Here is a 23488-nt window from a genome sequence, read left to right as displayed (position 1 = left end):
AGGGAGGAAGAGGAACCGACAACCGGCCCCGGGGGGACGACCGATGACAACCGGCCCTGCGCGCACCCTTGTCCGACTGACGCTCGCCAACCGTGTCTCGGTGGCCTATCTCGCCGTGGTCGCCGTCGTCGTCGCCAAGGCCACGGCAGACTCCCTCGCCGCCGCCGACGGCCCTGCCCAGGACTTCGCCTGGCTCTGGCCGCCCCTGGTCACCTTCCCCGCGTTCCCGCTCGTCGCGGCACTGGGCCGGACGGCATGGGGTACGGCGGAGCTGCCGGCCTGGTCCTTCGCCGCAGTGCTTGTTATATCGGCGTTACTGCAGTCCCTGGCTCTGGGCACCCTGGGGCAGGCGATACGGACCCGCCACCAGCGGATGCTCGGCTCCTGCTGACCGCCACCCGTCCTGCTGACCGCCGCCCGTCCTACTGACGCCGGCCGGGGGTTCGGGGGGTCACACCCGCTCGGCTGTCCCCACGACCTGGCGTATCTCCGCCGACTCCAGGCGCTGCGCCGCGCGCTCGGCCGTCGCCCGGGCCCAGCGGCCGTTCGTCAGGGCGCCGATGGTGAGGACCGCGAGCCCGCAGGCGGCGAGGATCCACCAGCCGGGGCGGGCGGCGGTCACGAAGGTCTGGCGGTACGACGACGAGCCGATCCCCGACGCGAGGACCGCGCCGATGACCGCCACGCCCAGGGTCTGGCCCAGCTGCCTGCTGGTGGAGGCGACCGCGGCGGCCACACCCGCCTGGGACCTCGGCATGCCGGAGACCGCCGTGTTGGTGATCGGCGCGTTCACGAAGCCGAAGCCGATGCCGAACAGGACATAGCCGAGGAAGAGGGTGGTGTCGGAGGTCTCCGCCTCGAAGGCCGCGAACAGCACCGCGCTCGCGGTCATCGCGACCCCGGCGATCACCAGCGGCAGCCGTGGACCGCGGCTGCCGACCAGACGGCCGGCGAGCGGGGCGCACAGGAACATCGGGACGGCCATCGGCAGCATCCACAGGCCGGCGTGCAGGGCGTCCAGTCCGCGCACGTTCTGCAGGTACAGGGTGGACAGGAACAGGAAGCCGCCCAGCGACGCGAACGCGCTGATCGCGATCACCGTGGCCCCGCTGAACGGCGCCGAACGGAAGAACCGCAGGTCGATGAGGGGTTCGGTGCGCCTCGGCTCGTACCAGAGCAGGGCGGCCAGGGCGGCGAGGGCCACCACCGCGAAGGGCACCACCGCGGCCGCGCTGGCCGTCGGCGCCTCGATGATCGAGTACGTCAGCGCGCCGAACAGCGCGATGACCAGCACCTGGCCGACCGGGTCGGGCCGGCGGGCCTTCGGCGCCCGGGACTCCGGCACGAAACGCAGCGTCAGCAGCAGCGCGGCGAGGCCGACCGGGAGGTTGACCCAGAAGATCGCGCGCCAGCCGACCGACTCCACCAGCAGGCCGCCGACCAGCGGTCCGGCGGCCATGGATATGCCGACCACCGCACCCCACACGCCGATCGCCCGGGCCCGCTCACGCGGGTCGGTGAAGGTGTTGGTGATGATCGACATGGCCACCGGGTTGAGCATCGAGCCGCCCACCGCCTGGACCATGCGGAACGCGATCAGTGATTCGAGGTTCGGCGCCAGCGAGCAGAGCAGCGAGCCCAGCGAGAAGACGACCAGGCCCGTCATGAAGACCTTCTTGCGGCCGACCCGGTCGCCGGTCGACCCCGCGAGCATCAGCAGCGAGGCCAGGACCAGCGTGTAGGCGTCGATGGTCCACTGCAGACCGGCCGTCGAGGCGTGCAGTTCACGCTGCATGGACGGCAGGCCGACATTGAGGGCGGTCGTGTCGAGACTCACGATCAGCAGGCTCATGCAGCAGATCGCGAGCACGAGCATGCGTCGGCGGGGGCTCAGCTCGGGCATGCGCTCCATCGTACGCCCATTTCGATAGTGCGTCTAACTAATGAGTGTTACATGATCATGACGGAGGGTGTGGGATCGGCGGTTGTCCACAGGCCGGCCGAGCACCGCGCGCCGTACGCGACAATGGGGGAATGTCCGAGCCCACGACCCCGCTCCAGATCGGCCCGCACACCGTCCGGCCGCCGGTCGTCCTGGCCCCCATGGCCGGGATCACCAACGCGCCCTTCCGCACTCTGTGCAGGCACTTCGCCGAAGGCGAAGCCTTCGCCGGAGGCGAAGCAAAGGATGGAGCCAGCGGCGGCAAGGGGCTGTTCGTCAGCGAGATGATCACGACCCGGGCGCTGGTCGAGCGCAACGAGAAGACCATGCAGCTGATCCGCTTCGACGCGACCGAGAAGCCGCGCTCGATCCAGCTGTACGGCGTCGACCCGGCCACCGTCGGCAAGGCCGTCCGCATGATCGCGGAGGAGGGCCTGGCCGACCACATCGACCTGAACTTCGGCTGCCCGGTCCCGAAGGTCACCCGCAAGGGCGGCGGCTCGGCCCTCCCCTACAAGCGCAACCTGCTCCGCGCGATCCTGCGCGAGGCGGTCAGCGGCGCCGGCGACCTCCCGGTCACCATGAAGATGCGCAAGGGCATCGACGACGACCACATCACCTACCTCGACGCCGGCCGGATCGCGGTCGAGGAGGGCGTCGCCTCGATCGCGCTGCACGGCCGCACCGCCGCCCAGCACTACGGGGGCACCGCCGACTGGGAGGCCATCGCCCGCCTCAAGGAGCACGTCCCGGAGATCCCGGTCCTCGGCAACGGCGACATCTGGTCGGCCGAGGACGCGCTCAGGATGGTCCGGGAGACGGGCTGCGACGGAGTGGTCGTCGGACGCGGCTGCCTGGGCCGGCCGTGGCTGTTCGCGGACCTGGTCGCCGCGTTCGAGGGCCGTCACGACGACATCGCGCGCCCGTCCCTGCGCCAGGTCGCCGACGTCATGGTCCGCCATGCCACACTGCTCGGCGAGTGGCTCGGCGACGAGTCCAAGGGAGTCGTCGACTTCCGCAAGCACGTCGCCTGGTACCTCAAGGGCTTCGCGGTGGGCAGCGAGATGCGCAAGCGCCTCGCCATCACCTCCTCGCTGGCCGAACTCCGCGCGGGCCTGGACGAACTGGACCTCGACCAGCCCTGGCCCACCGGCGCCGACGGCCCCCGCGGCCGTACGTCCGGCAACAACCGGGTGGTGCTGCCGGACGGCTGGCTCAAGGATCCCTATGACTGCGCGGGCATCGGCGAGGACGCGGAGCTGGACACCTCCGGCGGCTGAGGCCGAAGGCGGTCTCGTGAGCGTCAGTTCGTCTTCGGGTGCGGCGTGGAGCCGTAGGCCGTCAGGAACCTGTCGCGGAAGGAGCTCATCTTCCACACCGGGGCGTTGTGCGCCGGGCGCAGACCGTCGGTCCAGTTCCAGGAGTTGATCGCGTCCAGCACCTTCGGGTCCTTGGCGACGATCGAGATCGGCACGTCACGGCTGGCGTGGTTGCCGCTGACCCGGGCGATCGGCTGGTGGTCGCCGAGGAAGACGAGCACGGTGTCGTCGTTGCCGTAGCGCTCCAGCCACTGGGTGAGCGCGGTCACCGAGTACTGGATCGACTTGCCGTACTCCTGGCGGGACTTGGTGGTGTCGGCGATGACGTCCGACGCCTTGTTGCCGGCCTTCTGGATGGCGTCGAAGACCGAACCGTTGCCCAGCTGGTCCCACGGCACCATCTTGGGGATCGGCGCCCACGGCTGGTGGCTGGAGGTCAGGATCAGCAACGACATCCGTGACTTGCCGTCGGCCGGCTGCTTGCTGTGCACCCGGTCCTGGAACTGCTGGAGCGCGTACTGGTCGGGCATCGTCGACCAGCTGAACTTGGGTCCCTTGTACCCGAGCTGGAAGGCGTTGTAGACCTTGTCGAGGCCGTAGTAGCTCTGCTCCGGCCAGCCCTTCTGGATGCCCGGCATCACACCGACCGTGTCGAAGTCGCCGGTCTTCTGGAAGGCCTTGGTGATGCTGAGGTGGTCGCTGGCCATGACGGTCCGGTAGCGCTGCTGGTTGCTCACCCACAGCCCCGACATGGTCGTGGAGTGCCCGAGCCAGCTGCTGCCGCCGTAGGTCGCCGACGTCAGCCACCCGCTCTTCGCGGCGTAACCGGCCTTGGTGAGAGCCTTGGTCTGGGCGTCGAGCGTCTGGTCGACACCGGGCGCCATGATCGGGTCCTCGATGGCGCTGCGGCCGTAGCTCTCGATGAACGTGAAGATCATGTCCTTGCCGCGCAGGTCCGGCACCAGCTGGTCGGCCGGGGTGTTCCCGAAGGCGTCCACCTTGGCGACCTTCCGGAACTCCGCCTCGTCGTGCAGGGTGTCCCGCACCTGGCGGGCCTTGATCTCCAGCGCGCCGGCGGTGCGGTCGGAGGCCAGCGGCACGCCGCCGGCGATCTGGAGGCCGAAGGAGGAGCAGGTGATCCAGACGACACCCGCGATCAGCGTGCCGCGGGTGGCCCGCCCCGGATGCCGCGCCAGCAGATTGCTCAGCCGTACCGTCGCCAGGGCGAGCAGCACGAACAGCAGGAGCACGAGGACGACGGCACCGACGCTGACGGCGACGGTGGCCGTCTTGCCCAGGGTGTCCTCAAGGTACGACTCCGCGTCGCTGAGCAGGCTCCAGTCCAGGATGGCGTTGAAGCTCCGGCCGAGGTACTCGTTGAACCCCATGTCGAGGAAGTTGATGAGGGTCAGCGCACCGAGCACGACGCCGAACACCGCGGCCAGCACCATCCGGGGCCGCCGGGGCAGCGCCAGCGCGACGGCGGCCGCGATGATCCCCTCGGACGGTATCCGCAGGAACTTCGCCGGTCCGAGCCCGACGACGGTGTTCGGCATCACCAGTGCGGCGATCACCAGCGCGGCGCACAGCACGCTGATGCCGATGGACAGTGCGGAGGCGGCGCCGGGATGAGCGTCCCGCCAGGCCTCCCGCCGCGCCCGAACCCGCCCACTCCAGGAGGCCCACCCGCGACGGCGGGGTGTGGCGGGGGCGGGGGTGTCGCTCCCGTCCGGCCCGGCGGGGGGGGCGGTTTCCCGCTCGCCTCCGTCGGCGACCATGGCTTCCGGGCCGTCGGCGGACACGCCTTCGGGGCCGGCGGTGGACGCGGTTTCGGGGCGGGTGGCGGAATCCGACCCGTCGGATGCTGACCCGGACTCGGACCCGGCGGATGCTGACCCGGACTCGGACCCGGCGGATGCTGACTCGGACTCGGACTCGGCGGATGCGGACTTGGACGCGACGGAATCGGACTCGGCGTCAGGGGATTCGGCGTCAGTGGATTCGGCGACGGACGTCGACTGCTCGGCCGTAACGGCGGACGCCTGTTCCGATTCGGGTGCGGCGGCGGATTCCGGCCTGGATTCCGGCCTGGATTCCGGGGGCTCGGCATCCGGCGCGGTGCTCTCCGTGGCCGTCTCCCCGGGCTCCGCCGGCAACGCGTCCGCGGTCGCCTCGGCGGCGGGCTCGGATATCTCGGGAGCCGCTTCCCGCTCGGACGTCAGGGCCTCGGACGCCTCCGGTGCGCCCTCGCGTTCGGACGGCCCCGAGGGCGTGTCCGATGACTGGCGAATGCTCGTGTGCTGAGGCAACCCGGAGGTCCTTCCGTGCGAGACCCGTGAAACGGAAACGGCGGGCCCATGCCGAGGAGGCCCTGGCCCGCCATCTTCCCGTACGGCTCACACAAGCCCCCTGTTCAGGTCTTTCGGCAAACAAGGGGCAAACACAGCGCCCCGACGGGGGTGCGGGGCTGTGCCGATGTGCGGCTCGCCGCGCGGGCGTGAACAAGCTCCGCCGGCCCGCAGCCGGACACGATGGCTACGCGCCCCCCACCGCGGTCAGCAGCGCCAGCGGCGCCGCCGCCGACCGGGACTCCCGCACGCACGCGTGCGGATACGGCACCGGCTCCGGATGCGTGTCCCTCCCGTACCCGGCCAGCACCTCCGGCAGCCGGTGCCCGCCCGCCGTCGCCGCGTCCACCAGCCCGTGCGCCACGGCCCGGGCCTCGTCGTGCAGCCCGTACCGCGCCAGCCCCAACGCGATCAGCGCGTTGTCGTGCGGCCACACCGACCCCCGGTGGTACGACAACGGGTGGTACGCCGCCTGCCCCGCGGCCAGCGTCCGTACCCCCCACCCCGAGAAGAAGTCCGGCTCCAGCAACCGCCGTCCGACCTCCTCCCCGTACTCCTTGTCGAGCAGCCCGGACCACAGCAGATGCCCGGCGTCCGAGGCGAGCGCGTCGACCTGCCGGCCCTCCCCGTCCAGGGCCAGCGCGGGGAACGCGGCCCTGTGCATCCAGAAGTCCCGCTGGAACCGGTCCCGCAGATCGGCGGCGGCCTGTTCGAGGAGCGCCGCGTAGGTCTCGTCGGCCCACACCGTCCGCGCCACCCACGCCGTCCGGCGCAGCGCGTCGTACGCGTATCCCTGCGCCCCCGCCGCCATCACGGTGCCCACCGGCCGGCCGCCGTCGGCGGAGCAGATCGCGCCGGGGGAGTCCTTCCAGTTCTGGTTGGCGAGCCCGCCCTTGTCGGCGCGGTAGACGAGATAGCCGCGTGAGGTCAGCCCGCCGTGGTCGAGCATCCAGCCGATGGCGGCACGGGCGTTGCGTTCCAGGCGCCGGGCCATGCCGGTGTCCCCGGTCTGCTCCACATACGCGCCGAGCAGGATCAGGAAGAGCGGGGTGGCGTCGACGGAGCCGTAGTAACGGCCGTACGGCACCTGCCCGAAGTGCGCCAGCTCCCCGTGCCGTACCTCGTGGACGATCTTCCCGGGCTGGGCCACGGGGTGCGCGCCGGCCTCGGTGGCCTGGGTGGCGGCGAGGGCCGGGAGGGTGGCGGCGGCCAGCCGGGGCCGGTAGGGGAGGGCGAAGAGGGAGGTGATCAGGGCGTCGCGGCCGAGCAGGGTGAGGAACCAGGGGGCGCCCGCGGCGGGGACCTTGAGCTCCTCGCCGTCCGGGCCGGTGGCCGGCACCTGGAGCGCGGCGAGGTCGGAGAGGCCGCGGGCACAGGCCGCCGCCAGCTCGGGCCAACCGGTCGGGAAGGCCACGCCGTCGACGAACTCACCCTCCAGCGCCAGGAGTTGTTCGTTCAGCGCGGCCGGGTCGCGGGGCACCCGCAGGGCCCGCCGGTCGCCGTGCGGGCGCCCGATGACCCGGACGACCAGCTCGGTCGTGCCGTGCGGGGCGAGGTCCAGCGTCCACACCATCCGCCGGGCGCCGGTCCCGGTCTCCTCGACGCCGTCCGGCGCCGGTTCGGCGGTGATCGTCGTACAGGACCGCCACTCGCCCCGGCGGTAGCCGAACTCCACTCCGTCGTCGAGGACCTGGCGGGAGCGTACGGCGCCGGACTTGGTGTAGGTGCGGTGGTCGGCGCGGAGTTCGAACTGGTCGGTGAAGTCGGCGTCGGCGGTGATCGCGAGCTTGATGGTGGTCGGCACCGGACGGTTGCTGGTGACCCGCAGGGACTCGGCGAACGAGCCGTCGCCGACGGCCTGTTCACGGAAGAGGGTGTGCGCGGGCGGTTCCTGGCGGCCACCGCGCGGGACCAGCACACACCGGGTGCCGTCCCCGCCGGAGACCGGGGTGAGCACCTCGGGCAGCGCCCCGTCGACCGTCAGCTGCCAGCGGCTGAGGTGCCGGGCGTCCCGTACGAATAACCCGTCCGGGGAGCCGCCGCCCCGGACGCCGCTGATGTCTCCGCGGTCGTCCACGGCGGCGAACGTCGCGCCGTGCACGAGCAGATGATGCCGGTCCGTCATCCCCGGTCCCCTCCTTTGTTCCCCAGGTCGAACGTGCGGTGTCCGTGGAAGACACCTCGTTTTGTCAGCTCTTGTCCGCATCTTGACGTTTCCGGAGTCCGTGGTGCGGTGCGTGCCGCCGGTGGTGCAGATCGAGCGCGAGCGCCGCCGTCCAGCTGAACCCGGTCGCGCCGCACGCCTCGCCCGTGTACGGGTCGACGTACTCGGCGAACCCGGTCGCGCCGGCCGTCCGTACGACCGCCGCGCCGAGCGCGTCCGCCCGCTCCCGCTCGCCGTGTTCGCGCAGCCCCCGCTCCAGCAGCCAGCCGGTGTTGGCCCAGGCCGGGCCGCGCCAGTACCGGTGCGGGTCGAAGGCCGCGCCGAGCAGGTCGTAGCTGGGGACCAGATGCGTGCCGGTGCCGAAGTGCGGGCCGCTCAGCGTCCGGACGAGCGCGGCGGCGATCTCGCGCGGCAACTCCGGGAGGATCAGCGGGATCAGACCCGAGACCCCGCGCTCGGGGATCAGTCCGCCTCGCAGGTCCCGGCAGAGGAAGATCTCCCGCTCCGGGTCCCACAGCCGGTCCACCAGGGCCGCCGTCAACCGCTCCGCGCGCGCGTGCCGTGCCGTCCCGGTGGCCCCCAACTCCTGCGCGATCCGCGCGAGGGCGTGCTCGGAGGCGATGAGCAGGGCGTTGAAGGCCGGGTCCTCGACGGCGAACTCACGCTGCCGGTCCGCGTATTCGGCGTCCCGGTAGTCCGTGGCCAGCCGCACGTACCGCCCGTAGTCCAGATCCGTCGGCCGGTCCTCGGCGGCGCCGTGGTCCAGGTCGGCGCGGTGGAAGGAGCGCGCCGGAGCGGGCGCGACACGGGCCAGCGGGGCGTCCCAGCAGGGGCTGTTGTCCATACCCTGTTCCCAGGGGTGCACGACGGACGCGAGACCGCCGCCGCCGAGGTCCCGCCGGTGCAGCAGATAGCGGTGCCAGGCGGCGAGCCGGGGATAGGCGGTCGCCAGGAAGCCGCGCGCCCGCGACAGGCCGGGATCGGCGAGGTGCACCAGCCAGGTCGCCAGCGCGTGCACCGGTGGCTGCACGATTCCGGAGGTCTGTACGGTGCGCGGGGCGCCCGCGGCGCGCCCCGCGGTCGAGGAACGCCAGAAGTCGGGGCTCGGGAAGTACGCGTCGAGGGGCACGGAGGGGTTGAACACGATGTGCGGGATCCGTCCGTCGGCCCACTGGGCGGCCAGCAGCGTCTCCAGCTCGGTCTGCGCGCGCAACGGCGACAGGTGTCTGAGGCCGATCGCGACGAACGCCGAGTCCCAGGACCACTGGTGCGGGTACAGGCTCCGGGACGGCACGGTCGAACCGCCGGTCCAGTTGTCGGTGAGCACACGTGCGGCCCTGACGTGCAGGGACGCCGGGCCGGTGGTGCCGGGGGCGCGCGTGGACGGTGGATCGTATGCGATCTCGGAAGCGAGCGCATGGGCTGTGAGCTGGGCAGTGCGATCCACTCGGGGCTCCCCGAAGACGTCCGGCCGACCGGGTTCGGCAGTGGCTACCGTAGGGTTACGTCTATTTAACACGCAAAACTCAATATGTAATGCAAGCTTGAGAAACACAAGGGGGTGCGCATGACCGGACGTCCCGGCAGGACCGGCAAGGGCGGCGGACAGGCGAGCTCGGGCGAACTGCTGGAGCTGGTGCGCAGCGGACGGGCCGTGACCCGTGGCGCCCTCCAGCAGGCCACCGGACTCTCCCGCGCGACCGTCGGCCTGCGCCTGGACCGGCTGTTCCGCGCCGGCTGGCTGCGCGAGGGCGCCGGCGGCCCGGTCGACTCCCCGCTCGGCGGCCGCCCCTCCATCACCCTCGAGTTCGACGACTCGCACGCCGTGGTCCTCGCCGCCGACCTGGAGACCCGCCATGCCCGGGCCGCCGTCCTCTCCCTGACCGGCGAGATCCTCGCCGAACACTCCGGCACGCTGGTCATCCAGGACGGCCCGGACGCCGTGCTCACCGAACTCGGCCGCTGGTTCGCCGAGTTGCTGGAGAAGGCCGGCCACCTGGCGGCGGAGGTGTGCGGGATCGGCCTCGCGGTGCCGGGTCCCGTGGACTCCGAGACCGGCCGGGTCGTCCAGCCGCCGATCATGCCCGGCTGGGACGGCTACGACATACGCGGCCGTGTGGCCAGGGCGTTCACCGAGCACACGGGCGCGCCGCCGGGGGTCCCGGTCCTGGTGGACAACGACGCGAACCTGATGGCGTACGGCGAACAGCGCACGGCACACCCGGACTGCTCGGCGTTCGTGCTGGTGAAGGTCTCCACGGGTATCGGCGCCGGGGTGGTGGTCGACGGCTCGATCTACCGGGGCATCGACGGCGGTGCCGGGGACATCGGCCATATCCGGGTGGGCACCGAGGCGCAGTGCCGCTGCGGTTCGTACGGCTGCCTCGCCGCTGTCGCGAGCGGCGGCGCGGTGGCCCGGCGGCTGGCGGAGGCTGGGGTTCCGGCGGCCTCCGGCTCAGATGTGCGCGATCTGCTCGCCTCGGGTCATCCGGAGGCGGCGGCACTGGCCAGGGAGGCCGGCCGCCGGGTCGGGGACGTACTGGCGACGGTCGTGACCCTGCTGAATCCGGGCGTGCTGATGATCGCGGGGGATCTGTCGGGCACCTCGTTCCTCACCGGCGTGCGGGAGTTGCTGTACCAGCGGGCGCTGCCCCGCTCCACCGCTCACCTGGACGTCGTCACCTCACGGCTGGGGGACCGGGCCGGGGTGATCGGCGCCGGGGCACTGGTCGTGGAGCACCTGTACGCGCCGGAGCGGGTGGAGGAGCGGTTGCTGGCGCTCGGGATGTGAGGCGGCTGCCGCTGCCGCTGTCGGTGCCGCCGCGGCCGAGATGACGCGGTTGTTTCCGTCCGCTTTCCGCGTCCATTCCGTGTCCGCATGGTGAAATCCCGGCGTCTGTGGCAGCGTGATTCTCGCCACCCTTGATAAGGGTTGCGCTCAGATGAGCGGATCATGAGCGACTGCACTTCTCCAAGGGGTGGCACTGGGTGCCACCCCTTGATCGTTCATCGATCGAAATCAGGCGTGCAGCCGCTCCGCTCATCTGAGCGAAATAGTGCGTCCCTGAGCGGTCTTGCGTTCAAGAAGTGAAAACATCCGTCCGTCTCCGCTTGCCAACCTTTGACTTTCGATCCGGTGGCGGACGATCGGTTACGGGCGCATGACACGCGAGCAGACGTACCCAGACGCCTTCGATCTGGGTATGTTCCTCGCCGTCAGGGCAGCCACCGCGTCCTTCAGGGAGTCGAGACCCGTGTCGGAAAACAAAGAACCCCACGTAGCGAAGTGCGTTTACGACTTCACCGAGGGAAACAAGGACCTCAAGGACCTCCTGGGTGGCAAGGGCGCGAACCTCGCCGAGATGACCAACCTCGGGCTCCCTGTTCCCCCGGGCTTCACGATCACGACGGAAGCCTGCAAGGTCTACCTCGACAGCGGCGAGGAACCGGTGGCACTGCGTGACGAGGTGAGTGCGCACCTCGACGCGCTGGAGCAGCGGATGGGCAAGAAGCTCGGCCAGGCCGACAACCCGCTCCTGGTCTCGGTCCGCTCCGGCGCGAAGTTCTCCATGCCCGGCATGATGGACACGGTCCTGAACATCGGCCTCTCCGACAAGTCCGTCCAGGGCCTGGCCAAGCAGGCCGGCGACGACCGCTTCGCGTGGGACTCCTACCGCCGCCTCATCCAGATGTTCGGCAAGACGGTCCTCGGCGTCGACGGCGAGCTCTTCGAGGAGGCCCTCGACGCGGCGAAGGACGCCAAGAAGGTCACCGTCGACACGGAACTGGAGGCGGCCGACCTCAAGAAGCTCGTCACCAAGTTCAAGAAGATCGTCAAGGCGGAGGCCGGCCGGGACTTCCCGCAGGACCCGCGCGAGCAGATGGACCTCGCGATCCGCGCGGTCTTCGACTCCTGGAACACCGACCGCGCCAAGCTCTACCGCCGTCAGGAGCGCATCCCCGGCGACCTCGGCACCGCCGTCAACGTCTGCTCGATGGTCTTCGGCAACCTCGGCCCGGACTCGGGCACCGGCGTCGCCTTCACCCGCGACCCCGCCTCGGGCCACCAGGGCGTCTACGGCGACTACCTCCAGAACGCCCAGGGCGAGGACGTGGTCGCGGGCATCCGCAACACGGTCCCCCTGGCCGAGCTGGAGAGCATCGACAAGAAGTCGTACGACCAGCTGATGCAGATCATGGAGACGCTGGAGAACCACTACAAGGACCTCTGCGACATCGAGTTCACCATCGAGCGCGGTCAGCTGTGGATGCTCCAGACGCGCGTCGGCAAGCGCACCGCCGGCGCCGCCTTCCGGATCGCGACCCAGCTCGTCGACCAGGGCCTGATCGACGAGACGGAGGCCCTGCAGCGCGTCAACGGCGCCCAGCTCGCGCAGCTGATGTTCCCCCGCTTCGACGAGCAGGCGAAGGCGCAGCCGGTCGGCCGGGGCATCGCGGCGTCGCCGGGCGCGGCGGTCGGCAAGGCGGTCTTCGACTCGTACACGGCGGTCAAGTGGTCCCGCTCCGGTGAGAAGGTCATCCTGGTCCGCCGCGAGACCAACCCCGACGACCTCGACGGCATGATCGCGGCGGAGGGCATCCTGACCTCCCGGGGCGGCAAGACCTCCCACGCGGCCGTGGTGGCCCGGGGCATGGGCAAGACGTGTGTGTGCGGTGCGGAGGAGCTGGAGGTCGACACCAAGCGCCGGCGGATGACGGTCCCCGGTGGCCACGTGGTCGAGGAGGGCGACGTCATCTCCATCGACGGCTCCTCCGGCAAGGTCTACCTGGGCGAGGTCCCGGTCGTGCCCTCCCCGGTCGTCGAGTACTTCGAGGGCCGGATGCACGCGGGCGCCCACGACGCCGGCGAACTGGTCGAGGCGGTGCACCGGATCATGGCGTTCGCGGACCGCAAGCGCCGGCTGCGGGTGCGCGCCAACGCCGACAACGCCGAGGACGCGCTGCGGGCCCGCCGCTTCGGCGCCCAGGGCATCGGCCTGTGCCGCACCGAGCACATGTTCCTCGGCGACCGCCGTGAGCTGGTGGAACGCCTGATCCTGGCGGACACCGAGGCGGAGCGTGAGGAGGCCCTCGGGGCCCTGCTCCCGCTCCAGAAGAAGGACTTCGTCGAACTCCTCTCCGCCATGGACGGCCTCCCGGTGACGGTCCGCCTCCTCGACCCGCCGCTGCACGAGTTCCTCCCGGACATCACGGAACTCTCGGTCCGGGTGGCCCTCGCCGAGTCCCGCCAGGAGCCGCACGAGAACGAACTCCGGCTCCTGCAGGCCGTCCACCGCCTGCACGAGCAGAACCCGATGCTGGGCCTGCGCGGCGTACGTCTCGGCCTGGTCATCCCCGGCCTGTTCACCATGCAGGTCCGCGCGATCGCCGAGGCCGCGGCCGAACGCAAGAACGCCAAGGGCGACCCGCGCGCGGAGATCATGATCCCGCTGGTGGGCACGGTCCAGGAGCTGGAGATCGTCCGCGAGGAGGCCGACCAGGTCATCGCGGAGGTGGAAGCGGCGACGGGCACCAGCCTCAAACTCTCGATCGGCACGATGATCGAGCTCCCGCGGGCCGCCCTGACGGCGGGCCAGATCGCCGAGGCCGCGGAGTTCTTCTCCTTCGGCACCAACGACCTGACGCAGACGGTCTGGGGCTTCAGCCGGGACGACGTGGAGGCGAGCTTCTTCACCGCGTACCTGGAGAAGGGCATCTTCGGCGTCTCCCCCTTCGAGACGATCGACCGGGACGGCGTCGGCTCCCTGGTGGCAGCGGCGGCCCAGGCCGGCCGCGCGACCCGCCCGGACCTGAAACTGGGCGTCTGCGGCGAGCACGGCGGTGACCCGGAGTCCGTCCACTTCTTCCACGAGGTGGGCCTGGACTACGTCTCCTGCTCCCCGTTCCGGATCCCGGTGGCCCGCCTGGAGGCAGGCCGGGCAGCGACGCAGTCGGCGGGCAGCGACCACCGCTGAGGCAGTCACCGGCCTCCTGTGAACCCCGGGTCCGCCGTCCGTCCCCGACCCTCAAGACCGATGGACGGCGGCCCCGGCACGCAAGAGAGGGGCGGCACCCTGTGCGGGGGTGCCGCCCCTTGGCGCGTCGTCTGCGGATGCTTCAGGCAAAGCCGCCGGTCAGGCATCTGCGATCGGCTCCGGTCGCGGGCGTACCCGGCATGGGGTCGGGCTCGCTGGTGCTCGTTTCACAGCCATCCGCGTCGGGTGGCGGTGAGGCCCGCCTGGAAGCGGGTGGAGGCGCCGAGCCGGCACATGAGTTGGTGGACGCGACGCTGCGTGGTCCGCTCGCTCCAGCCCTGGGCACGCGCGATGGCCGTGTCGCTGAGGCCGGAGGCGAGCAGGGCAAGCAGGGACCGGGTCGCCTCATCAGGCTCTGCGTCCTCGGATTCGGCCGCGGTGGTGGCGTCGCCGGGTGGCATGGGGGCGTCCGGCAGCGGCACCGCGCGCTCCCATTGCGCCTCGAAGAGCGATTCCAGGGCGACGAGCACGGGGGAGCGGTGGACCAGGTAGGCGACTGACTGGCCCCCAGGTCCGAGGCTGAAGGGGAGGACGGCCGCCCGGTCGTCGCTGATGACGAGTTTGAGGGGCAGCTCAGGGTGTACCCGTGCCTGCTCGCCTGCCTTCATGCTGGGCACGATGTCGTTGTTCAGTCTGTCGGGCCAGGCCACCGCTTCGCGGTCGTAGATCACCCGGTGGATCACGCCGCGCCGCTGCTGCTGGAGCTGGCGGTCGAGGTTGCTGCCGGGGCCGTCGACATAGGGCGGGCGGTCGAACGCACGCACCTGGTGGCGGGCGTCGACAGTCAGCCGGTGCACGGCGGCGCTGATGTGCTCACGGCTGGTGAGCAGTTCGACGGCCATGTCGGGATGGCTTATCCGGGCCGCCTCCCGGTGGGTCTCGGTCAACCGCTGTACCAGGGCTCGTGCTTCCTTGAGCTGGTGCTCGCGCTGGTCGATCAGCGCGGTGACGGCGACATCCGGGGGAGTGGCGGTGAAGCGTGGCGGGCGTCCGGCGTCCTGCACGGCGAGCCCGACCTTGACGAGTTTGGACAGCAGTCTTCCCACGGTGGTCGCGGGCATGTCGCAGACGCCGGCCAACTCCGAAGAGGTGCAGCGCGGCTGCCGGACCAGTGCCACGTAGACGTGTTCTGTTTCTTCCGCAAGCCCGAGCACGTCAAATTCCATACCGTCCGCCAATTTCCGTGGCGGCTTCCGCCACCTGGCAGGGATCCGCCAGCGTCGTAACCTTGTGTTTCGTTGGTCGCGGTTGACATCTTTCACGCTGAAGTCGGCGCTGTCCTGAGCATGTTCGAGCGGGCAGAGCCTTCCGGTGTGGATCCGTGCTCGCGGATTCGCTCCCCGAGAAAGGTGTCCCATGACGTATGCCCACACGCGCGGCAGACGGCTTGGTGCCGTCGGTGTCGCGCTCGTGGCCATCACCGCGGCCGTAACGATACCCGCGGCCGCGCTCCCCTCAAGCTCCTCCCGGTCCGGCTCCGCGCCCACCGATCCCGGCCGGTCGCCGGCCGTCAAGACCCCGCTCGGCAGCAGCTCATCAGCGGCACAGCCCGGTGCGGGGGCCGCGCTGCCCTCCATACCCGGATCCTCGGCGCTCGGTCCGTGGCGCTCGTTCCTGAAGCCCACGCCCGCGCAGTCGGCGAAGAACAGCCCTCACCAGGTCCTTGTGGTACTCGGCTCGGCCACCCAGGTGACGGGCACGCCGCTGGGCAAGCAGCGCAATCTGCAGGCCCGTACCCCGCTGACCTCGGACACCGCGGTCAACACCGCGCTCCGGCGGGCCCACGCGGTCTCCATGCGGCCCCTGATGCCGGAACTGCCGGCCGCCCAGGCGAAGCAGTTGCGCTCGGCCGCCCAGGCGAAGCTGGGCTCCGGGGCGATCGACCTGGCCAAGGTCCAGGTCGTCCAGCTCGCCGGTGGCGACGCCTCGGCGGCTGCCCGGGCGCTGGCCGCCACACCCGGCGTCGTCTACGCCGAGCCCGACCGGACCGTCTCCCCCATGAACACCGGCGCCGTGCCGCTGCCCTCCTCGGTGAGCGCCGCGGCGGGGAAGGCCGGCTCGTCGGAGAAGGGGCAGGACGGCGGTACGACCGGCTCCGACGGTGTGCCCGGCAACGCGGCTCTGGGTACCTCGGCGCAGAGCTTCCTCAACGCCGGCGGCGTCAACGCGACGGGCGCCTTCAGTGTGTTGAAGCAGAAGTTCGGCCAGCTGCCGGGCACCGGTGAGACCATCACCAACGTCTCGGTCGGCGACCTCACCGACGTGGGGACGCCCGACCTCGCCGCGAGCGGGCCGACGACCGTCGTCCAGAACGGCCGGCGGTACCTGGACATCCCCACGATGCCCTTGATCCCCACCTACACCGCGGACCCGACCGGCGCACTCGACCCGGCCGGATCCACCCAGGGGCAGGACCCTGCGCTGGGCGAGGTGCTGCTGGACTTCTCCGTGATGGCGCCGCTTCCGCACGAGCTGCAGCGTCCGGGCATGCAGGGCAGCGGGTCCTCCGACCTGCTGGGCATCGCCCCGGGTGCCGACTACCGGCTCGTCGTCCCGCAGCAGCCGACGTTCAGCCAGATCGCGGTGGCGCTGCTGGCCGCGGCCCGGCAGCAGCCGCGACCCGACGTGATCACCGCCAGCCTCGGCTACGGCACCGACGCCCAGGGGCTCCCCGGCCGCTACCTGGAGGACGACCCGGTCCAGCAGGCCGTGATCGCGTCGATCGTGCAGCAGTACGGCATCACCGTGGTGGTCTCGTCGAACGACGGGACCAGGCTGTTCACCAACGCGGCCGTCGGCCCCGACGGCGGCAGCACCGCGACCGACGTCACGCGCAAGGCCGCCGGCACCACCCGGATCGACGACGACCAGCTGTCGTCCACGCCGAGCAAGGTGCTGGACTCCGGCGCGATCGCCGCGGGCGGCACCACGACCGACGACACGCTGTCCGTTCCTCCGCAGAACGGCGGCGCCGCGTCGGCCAACGGCACCTGGGCGACCACCAGGCTCAACGGTTCCGAGGTCTTCTCCTCGGGATTCGGCACGCGCGTGAACGTCTCGGCACCCAGCGACGGCATCCCCGCCTTCGAACACCAGGGCCAGACCGCGCAGTCGGTGACGGAGGTCCTCAACGGAGGCACTTCGGCATCCGCGCCCGAGATCGCGGCCGCCGCCGCAGTCGTCCTGCAGGCCTCCCGGCTGACCGGACAGCACCCGTCGCCCGATGACGTCCGTTCGCTGCTGGAGCGCACCGGCCGGGCCGTGCCCACGCCGCCGCAGATCGACCAGCCGCTGCACGTGGGCCCGCAACTCGACGTCACCGCCGCGCTGCAAGCGGTCCTGGCCAAGGCGCACGGCAGCCAGGCCCACACCGGCACGCCCCGCATCGTCCGGCTCTCCGTGGCGCATCGCCAGACCACAGGTGGACTCGGCGGCGCGTACACCGAAGGCACCGATCCCGGCTACATCGACCTGGCCGGACCGGGCACGGGCGCCGGCGCCACCGGGGAGGGCCTGGTGGGACCGGTGACCATCGGCGCCGACGTGACCGGCGTGCCCGGCCGGCAAGGCGTCAGCTACGCGCTGCGCATCGGGAAGCACGAGTTCACCTCCGATGTACCGGCGATCCGGCTGACCCCCACGCAGATGCTGACCACGGCCGGACTGCCGGTCGTCTCCACGACGGACCGTCAGGTACCGCTCACCTTCGAGGTGCGCCACGGCCACCAGGTGCTGGCCTCGACCACCCACGAGCTGACCTTCGGACCCACCGACGGCAGCTACGCCGAGTCGCTCGCCCCGGTGGTCCGGCCCGTCGCCGGCGCGGGACACTCCGTGCAGGTGAGCTACGACCTCACCGGAGTGCGGAACGTCAGCTCGCCGGAGTTGGTCGTGTCGGGAGTCGGCCACTGGAGCCCCGCGGCGGCGCCCATCTTCTCCGCCTCCTACACCGCCCCGCTGACGGGACTTCGCGGCACGGTCACCGTCCCGGCCGGCGCCTTCTCCGCCGGCGGCGGCATCTACGGGATCGGTATCCTCCAGAACCCCACAGCCGGCTACAAGGGTGGCCCGGCATACGGAGAGTTCGCCTCGATCCGGGTCGACGGCGGTGACCCCTCGCAGCGCCCGGCAGCGCCGACCCTGGCCGCGAAGACGTCCGGAGAGTTCGGTCACCTGCTGGAGATCAACCGGGCCGCACCGCAGTTCTCGGTGCACTACGACGTATCGGGGGTCAAGGGCGCCACCGGCACGCTGCTGGAGTTCTCCGCGCCCGGGCCGAACCTGTACAACTCGTACAACCTGGTCAGCAACCAGAACGGCACCACCCGCGACCACAACGGGGTGGACAGCCCGGCCACGCTCGACCGCTCGCTGAAGGGCACGCGGGGCACGGCGGCACTCGGCGCCCTCGCGCTCAAGCTTCCCTCGTCGATCGCCTACAACCTGCGGGTGTTCGCCGTCGACCGGCACGGCAAGACAGTCGGGCAGGCTTCGCCGACGTCCCTGCTGGGATTCGACGACGGACTGGCCCCCGACGGCACCAACCTGACCAACTTCGCGATCGTCCCAGGCGGCACGTCCGTCGCGGCGGTCGAAAGCCCCACCGGTGAAGGCTCGGTGTACGACTACGACGCCGCCACCGGAACCTATGGGCGCAAGTTGACGAGCGACCCCGCGTACGGCTCCGTCTACGAGGTGTTCGGCGTCGACTCCGCCCACCACACGCTGGTCCTGCACAAGCAGACCACAACCGGTGAGCAGTGGCTCGAGACCTACGACACGAGCACCGGCAACGCGGTCGGCAGCCCCGTCCGGGTCGACGACCAGTACGTCGTGACGGGCGGGCGGGTGGACGCCAAGCGCCACCGCGCAGCGGTGCTCGCCTCCCGTTCGAGCGACCGTGCGGGCTTCGTGCTCCCCGTGGACACGGCGACCGGCGCTCAGGGGATGCCGCTCCAGCTCGAGCCCGCCCCGGACGGGAAAACCTCGTACGGCCTGCTGGAGCTGGACGAGTCGACCGGCGTCTTCTCCGCGCAGAAGTCCGGGATCACCGTCAACTGCTTGGCCTCGATCGGGTCCGGCACCATGGCCGCGATCAACCTGGACAGCGGAACGGTAACCCACAGCCAGGGGGGAATCCCTTGCGCCGGGAACCTCGCCTCCGACCAGAAGGGCAACCTCTACGAAACGTGGTACCACTCATCTAGCGTCAACTTCGCCGGCACCGGGTACTTCGCGCAGTTGCCCAGCGGGGACCCGGTGAATCTCGGAACGCAGCAAGCGCCCATCACGCTCGCCGTCGACGGCGTGCATCAACTGGCGCTGTTCGCCTTCCGGTACCCGGAACTGAAGCCGATGGGCGGCTTTCAGCAGTACGGCTTCACCGACAACAACGCCACCGGCCGCATCGCCGTCGTCGACCTGAAGACGGGCGAGACGGTGGGCACCGTGACCGGCGTCGAGTACCCGGCGTTCGGGTCCTACAACGGCCGGCTCGATTCCCATCGTGAGCGCGCCATCCAGCTCGACCCGGCAACCCGGACCGGCTGGACGTACGCAGGCGACGGCAGCCAGATCCAGCAGTTCTCCTACTGACCCGATCCGCTGCTCGACCACCCGGGTCCGCGGGCGCCACGGCGTCCGCGGACCCGCGGTGTTTTCGGAGGACCGGCGGCGCCCGCCCCGGCCTACCCGCTCCGGCCTAGCCGCCCCCCGCCCCGCCCCGCCCCGGCCCGGCCCGGGTCGGCGTCCCGCGTGACGGCGGTTGCCGTACAGCTCTGCCCTGCGACGTCGGGGGTGCCGCCCCTCGGCGGCGGAAAGCGGGGTTCGGGGCGCGACCGTCGGGTACGGGATGACGGGTCGTCAGAGCAGGCCGAGGTCGCCGAGTTCCTTGTACAGGTCGGAGCGCGGCTGCGCGGCGTCGCCGGTCACCGCCCGGGGGGTTTTCTCGCCGGTGCCGGCCCGCGGGTGCCGGTCCCGGAAGAGCCAGGCGCCCAGCAAGCCCCCGAGCAGCCCGCCGAGGTGTCCGAGCCAGCTCACCCCAGGCGTGCCGGGCACGGCCACGGTGAGGAGGTACGCGAAGGAGGCGCCCATGACGATCCCGATCAGCGTGTCGATCAGGTGCCGGTCGAAGAGTCCGCGTACGACGACGTAACCGAAGTACCCGAAGATCAGGCCGCTGGCGCCGACCGTCGCGACGTCGCCCTTCTCGAAGAACCAGACCACGACGCCGCTGCTCACCGCGATCAGCAGGGTCAGCGCGAGGAACCGCAGCACTCCGCGGTAGGCGGCGAGGAAACCGAACACGAACAGCGGGCCGGAGTTGCTCTCGATGTGCGCCCAGCTCCAGTGCAGCAGCGGCGCGACCAGGACGTCGGGCAGCGTGCCGACGTCGCCGGAGACCACGGCGTAGTCCCGGGAGAGGGCGTAGTGGTCGGCGAAGTTGGCGAGTTGCACCAGCCAGACGACGGCGAGCAGCGCGAACATCACGAAGAACGCCTTCCGCGCCTCCGCGATCATCTCCTCGGGATTCATCGGCGCCAGGTCGGCCCGGTTTCTGTTCGCCGCACCCATGGCAGGCTCCCCCTCCAACGACTCAGCGTCCCCACCACGCCGCACTCTACGACAGCCCACCGCACGGCCGCCGCGACACGGGGCGCCGCGGAACGCCCGCCGGCTCGCCGCCGATCGGCTGCGGAACGCCCAGCGCCGCGCGTAGGAGATCTCCTGGTGAACAACAGGCATACGGCGCCGCGAGTTCGTCGGCGCTGCCTGCAACCAGCACCTCACCTGCTAATTTACGCGCGACAAGGTGACGGGCCACGGGCCCATGGACGTCGGGTGGTACGCATGAGCCGAGCAGGGATAGCCGTTCCAGTGGTCCTGCTTGCGTTGGCCGGCTGCACCAGTGCGACGTCGACCGGTGATCGGGCAACCGCGAGTGAGGCGCCGGCCGGGACGGCTTCGTCCGGCGAACCCTCCGTCACCGCTTCGGCCACCGGGGACCCTCGCGTTCCGCCCCAGCTTGCCGACGCTCAGAAGACGTTCGTCAAAACAGGCGGAAATACCGGGCCTCGCTCGTTTCCGGTGATCCCTGAGATTCGGAAGGGAACCCTGCAGTTCGCGGTGATCTGCTCGGGTTCCGGGACCGTCGACGTCAAAGTCGGCTCTCTTGCGGACTCCACCACCGTGTGCGCCGACGGCGACCCCGGGGTGCACAACGAATCCGTTCTCGATCGTGACTACAGGAACGTTGTCGTAACGGTCACTTCCAAGACGGCTGGATCCTGGGGCCTGTCGGTGGGATGGACGAAGAGCACCAACCCTCCCGCCTGACACCGGTCGTCTCCGTTCACAGCGTCGGCTCCGCCCACAGGTCCGCCGGTACGACGCCGGTGGAGCGGCCGTGGGGGTCCAGGAGGCGGCCGAGGAGTTTGTCGTGGCGCAGGGTGATGACCCGGTCGGCGATGTCCAGGGTCGGGTGGGCCGTGGCCAGTTGGGTCTCCAGGCGGAGGATGTCGGCCAGTGAGTGGAGCGTGGCCTGGAGGACGAGGTTCTCGGGGCCGCTGATCGCCGCGCAGTTGCGGGTCTCGGGGAGGCGGATGAGGGCCTGGCCGATGTGCGGGAGGTCGGCGGGCGGGACCTTGGCCCAGAAGGTCACCGCGACCGGCCAGCCGCCCAGGGGGCGGGCGAAGTCGCATCGGAAGCGGAGCAGACCGCGGCGGGTGAGGTGTTCGATGCGGCGTTTGGCGGTGGAGAGGCTGACGCCCAGGTGCCGGGCCAGGGTCTGGTAGGAGATACGGCCGTCGTGGGCGAGGTGGGTGACCAGGGCGCGGTCGACGGGAGTGGCCTCGGCGGCGAGGGTGGGGGTGGTGCGGGGCGGCGGCGGGGGCGTCAACTGCGCGCGTTGGGCGGGGGCGAGGGCCGCGATGCGCCAGTGGCCGCCCTCGGTGAACATGTGGGTGACGACCCGGGATCGTACGGCTGTGATGCCGGGCAGGTGGGGGAGCCGGTCGAGGGTGTAGCGGGACAGGGCCGGCAGGTCGCGGGTGGCGACCGTGGTGAGGAGGTCGTGGCCGGTGGCCGTGCGTTCGATGGTGACCATGTGGGGGTGGGCGCTGAGGGCCGCGGCGACCCGGGCGGTCGCTCCCGGAGCGCAGTCGATCACGACGTACGCCACACAGATCTGTTCGAGGAGGCGTGGGCCGGGGGAGAAGCCGACCCAGGCGGTGCCCTGCTCGGAGAGGCGGTGGTAGCGGCGGGCCACGGTGACCGGGTCGACGTCCAGGACACGCCCGAGTTCGGTCCAGGAGGCGCGCGGGCGCAGCTGCAGGGCGTTGATCAGCGCCAGCTCGTCCTCACCCAGCAGTGCGGGGACAGCATCCTGCGGAACGGAGCCCGTGGAGCCAGAATCCTGCGTTTCAAGGCTTTCCCGCGTCACTCTCTCATTGTGGACCCGAGGACCCGAGGACCCGCAACCGGCGGGCGGGGGCGTGAAGGAGGTCTGGACCATGGCTTTCGCCGACTACCAGAACGAGATCTACCTCGACGGGCTGAGCGGGGTGATGCCGCGGTTCCCGATGACGTACGACGATCTGGAACCGTTGGCCCAGGCCGCGATGCCCACCTCGGTGCGGTCGTATGTCGCGGGCGGCGCGGGCGACGAGCGGACGCAGCGGGCCAACGTCGGCGCGTTCGAGGGCTGGGGGCTGGTGCCGCGCATGCTGGTGGGAGCCAGTGAGCGGGATCTGTCCGTCGAGCTGTTCGGGATGCGGCTGGCCGCGCCGCTGTTCATGGCGCCGGTCGGGGTGATCGGGCTGTGCGCGCAGGACGGCCACGGTGACCTCGCCGTCGCGCGGGCGGCCGCCCGTACCGGCGTACCGATGGTCGCCTCCACGCTGACCGTCGATCCGCTGGAGCAGGTCGCCGCCGAGTTCGGCGACACCCCGGGCTTCTTCCAGCTCTACACCCCCACCGACCGGGAGCTGGCCGAGAGCCTGGTGCACCGGGCCGAGCGGGCCGGTTTCAAGGGGATCGTGGTCACCCTGGACACCTGGATCACCGGCTGGCGGCCCCGGGACCTGAGCACCAGCAACTTCCCCCAGCTGCGCGGGAACTGCCTGGCCAACTACACCAGCGACCCCGTCTTCCGCTCCCTGCTCGGCGGCCGGAGTCCCGAGGACGATCCGCAGGGCGCGGTCGCCCTGTGGGCGGGCATCTTCGGCAACCCGCTCACCTGGGACGACCTGCCCTGGCTGCGGTCGATCACCGATCTGCCGTTGATCCTCAAGGGCATCTGCCACCCCGAGGACGTCCGCCGGGCCAAGGACGCCGGCGTGGACGGCATCTACTGCTCCAACCACGGCGGCCGGCAGGCCAACGGGGGCCTGCCCGCCCTCGACGCGCTGCCCGGCGTGGTCGAGGCCGCCGACGGCCTGCCCGTCCTGTTCGACTCCGGGGTGCGCACGGGAGCCGACATCATCAAGGCCGTGGCCCTCGGCGCGACCGCCGTAGGCGTCGGCCGTCCTTATGCGTACGGTCTCGCCTACGGCGGTGAAGCCGGCCTCGTCCATGTGCTGCGGGCCCTGCTGGCCGAGGCCGATCTGATCATGGCCGTCGACGGGTACCCGACGCTCGCCGACCTCACGCCGGAGGCGCTGCGGCGCGTCGCCTGACCCGCG

Annotated in this window: 14 protein-coding genes; 7 read left to right on the top strand and 7 right to left on the bottom strand. The window is 71.1% G+C overall.

Translation table 11 applies throughout. The features are described 5' to 3' along the window. The first annotated feature begins 43 nt into the window (after nt 1–43). Nucleotides 44–391, top strand: a complete 348-nt coding sequence (locus ACWGJB_RS09255; RefSeq protein WP_453379588.1) for an SCO4225 family membrane protein — start codon at nt 44–46, stop codon at nt 389–391. A gap of 60 nt (nt 392–451) precedes the next feature. Here the strand turns inward: ACWGJB_RS09255 and ACWGJB_RS09250 are convergent, their stop codons facing one another. Continuing rightward, a complete protein-coding gene (locus ACWGJB_RS09250) occupies nt 452–1903 on the bottom strand; it encodes an MFS transporter (RefSeq protein WP_453379587.1) in 1452 nt (483 codons plus the stop codon). A 131-nt stretch (nt 1904–2034) separates the two neighbouring features. Between ACWGJB_RS09250 and dusB the strand changes: the two genes are divergently transcribed. Continuing rightward, a complete protein-coding gene (gene dusB, locus ACWGJB_RS09245) occupies nt 2035–3222 on the top strand; it encodes a tRNA dihydrouridine synthase DusB (RefSeq protein WP_453379586.1) in 1188 nt (395 codons plus the stop codon). A 23-nt stretch (nt 3223–3245) separates the two neighbouring features. Here the strand turns inward: dusB and ACWGJB_RS09240 are convergent, their stop codons facing one another. The 3 genes from ACWGJB_RS09240 to ACWGJB_RS09230 form a co-directional block, all read right to left on the bottom strand. After that, nucleotides 3246–4817, bottom strand: a complete 1572-nt coding sequence (locus ACWGJB_RS09240) for a sulfatase-like hydrolase/transferase (RefSeq protein ID WP_453379846.1) — start codon at nt 4815–4817, stop codon at nt 3246–3248. A gap of 979 nt (nt 4818–5796) precedes the next feature. Beyond that, on the bottom strand, nt 5797–7734 hold the full coding sequence (locus ACWGJB_RS09235) for an amylo-alpha-1,6-glucosidase (RefSeq protein WP_453379585.1): 1938 nt from the start codon (nt 7732–7734) through the stop codon (nt 5797–5799). A 64-nt stretch (nt 7735–7798) separates the two neighbouring features. After that, complete coding sequence (locus ACWGJB_RS09230; RefSeq protein ID WP_453379584.1) at nt 7799–9220, bottom strand: MGH1-like glycoside hydrolase domain-containing protein; 1422 nt, start codon at nt 9218–9220, stop codon at nt 7799–7801. A gap of 120 nt (nt 9221–9340) precedes the next feature. Between ACWGJB_RS09230 and ACWGJB_RS09225 the strand changes: the two genes are divergently transcribed. After that, nucleotides 9341–10564: an ROK family protein gene (locus tag ACWGJB_RS09225; RefSeq protein ID WP_453379583.1), complete on the top strand. Its 1224-nt coding sequence runs from the start codon at nt 9341–9343 to the stop codon at nt 10562–10564. A gap of 463 nt (nt 10565–11027) precedes the next feature. After that, on the top strand, nt 11028–13748 hold the full coding sequence (gene ppdK, locus ACWGJB_RS09220) for a pyruvate, phosphate dikinase (protein ID WP_453379582.1): 2721 nt from the start codon (nt 11028–11030) through the stop codon (nt 13746–13748). Nucleotides 13749–13975: 227 nt separating this feature from the next. Here ppdK and ACWGJB_RS09215 read toward each other — a convergent pair whose 3' ends face one another. Beyond that, a complete protein-coding gene (locus tag ACWGJB_RS09215; protein WP_453379581.1) occupies nt 13976–14962 on the bottom strand; it encodes a TrmB family transcriptional regulator in 987 nt (328 codons plus the stop codon). A gap of 202 nt (nt 14963–15164) precedes the next feature. On the opposite strand from ACWGJB_RS09215, the gene ACWGJB_RS09210 reads away from it, so the two are divergent. Beyond that, nucleotides 15165–19403 carry a S8 family serine peptidase gene (locus tag ACWGJB_RS09210; RefSeq protein ID WP_453379580.1) on the top strand — a complete coding sequence of 1413 codons (4239 nt, stop codon included), beginning with the start codon at nt 15165–15167 and terminating at the stop codon, nt 19401–19403. A gap of 267 nt (nt 19404–19670) precedes the next feature. Here the strand turns inward: ACWGJB_RS09210 and ACWGJB_RS09205 are convergent, their stop codons facing one another. Then, the gene (locus tag ACWGJB_RS09205) at nt 19671–20381 is read right to left on the bottom strand and encodes a rhomboid family intramembrane serine protease (RefSeq protein WP_453379579.1); all 711 of its coding nucleotides are present in this window, start codon (nt 20379–20381) and stop codon (nt 19671–19673) included. Nucleotides 20382–20684: 303 nt separating this feature from the next. Between ACWGJB_RS09205 and ACWGJB_RS09200 the strand changes: the two genes are divergently transcribed. Beyond that, complete coding sequence (locus ACWGJB_RS09200) at nt 20685–21143, top strand: hypothetical protein (RefSeq protein WP_453379578.1); 459 nt, start codon at nt 20685–20687, stop codon at nt 21141–21143. Nucleotides 21144–21159: 16 nt separating this feature from the next. Here the strand turns inward: ACWGJB_RS09200 and ACWGJB_RS09195 are convergent, their stop codons facing one another. Beyond that, a complete protein-coding gene (locus tag ACWGJB_RS09195; protein WP_453379577.1) occupies nt 21160–22248 on the bottom strand; it encodes an Lrp/AsnC family transcriptional regulator in 1089 nt (362 codons plus the stop codon). A gap of 70 nt (nt 22249–22318) precedes the next feature. Between ACWGJB_RS09195 and ACWGJB_RS09190 the strand changes: the two genes are divergently transcribed. Then, nucleotides 22319–23482 (top strand): lactate 2-monooxygenase, encoded by a 1164-nt coding sequence (locus tag ACWGJB_RS09190; RefSeq protein ID WP_453379576.1) that lies wholly within the window; start codon nt 22319–22321, stop codon nt 23480–23482. Nucleotides 23483–23488: the final 6 nt, after the last annotated feature.

It is taken from the genome of Streptomyces sp. NPDC054813 (assembly GCF_053611365.1).
The sequence above is the reverse complement of the archived record's forward strand: the minus strand, read 5'-3'. Positions and strand labels throughout refer to the sequence as shown.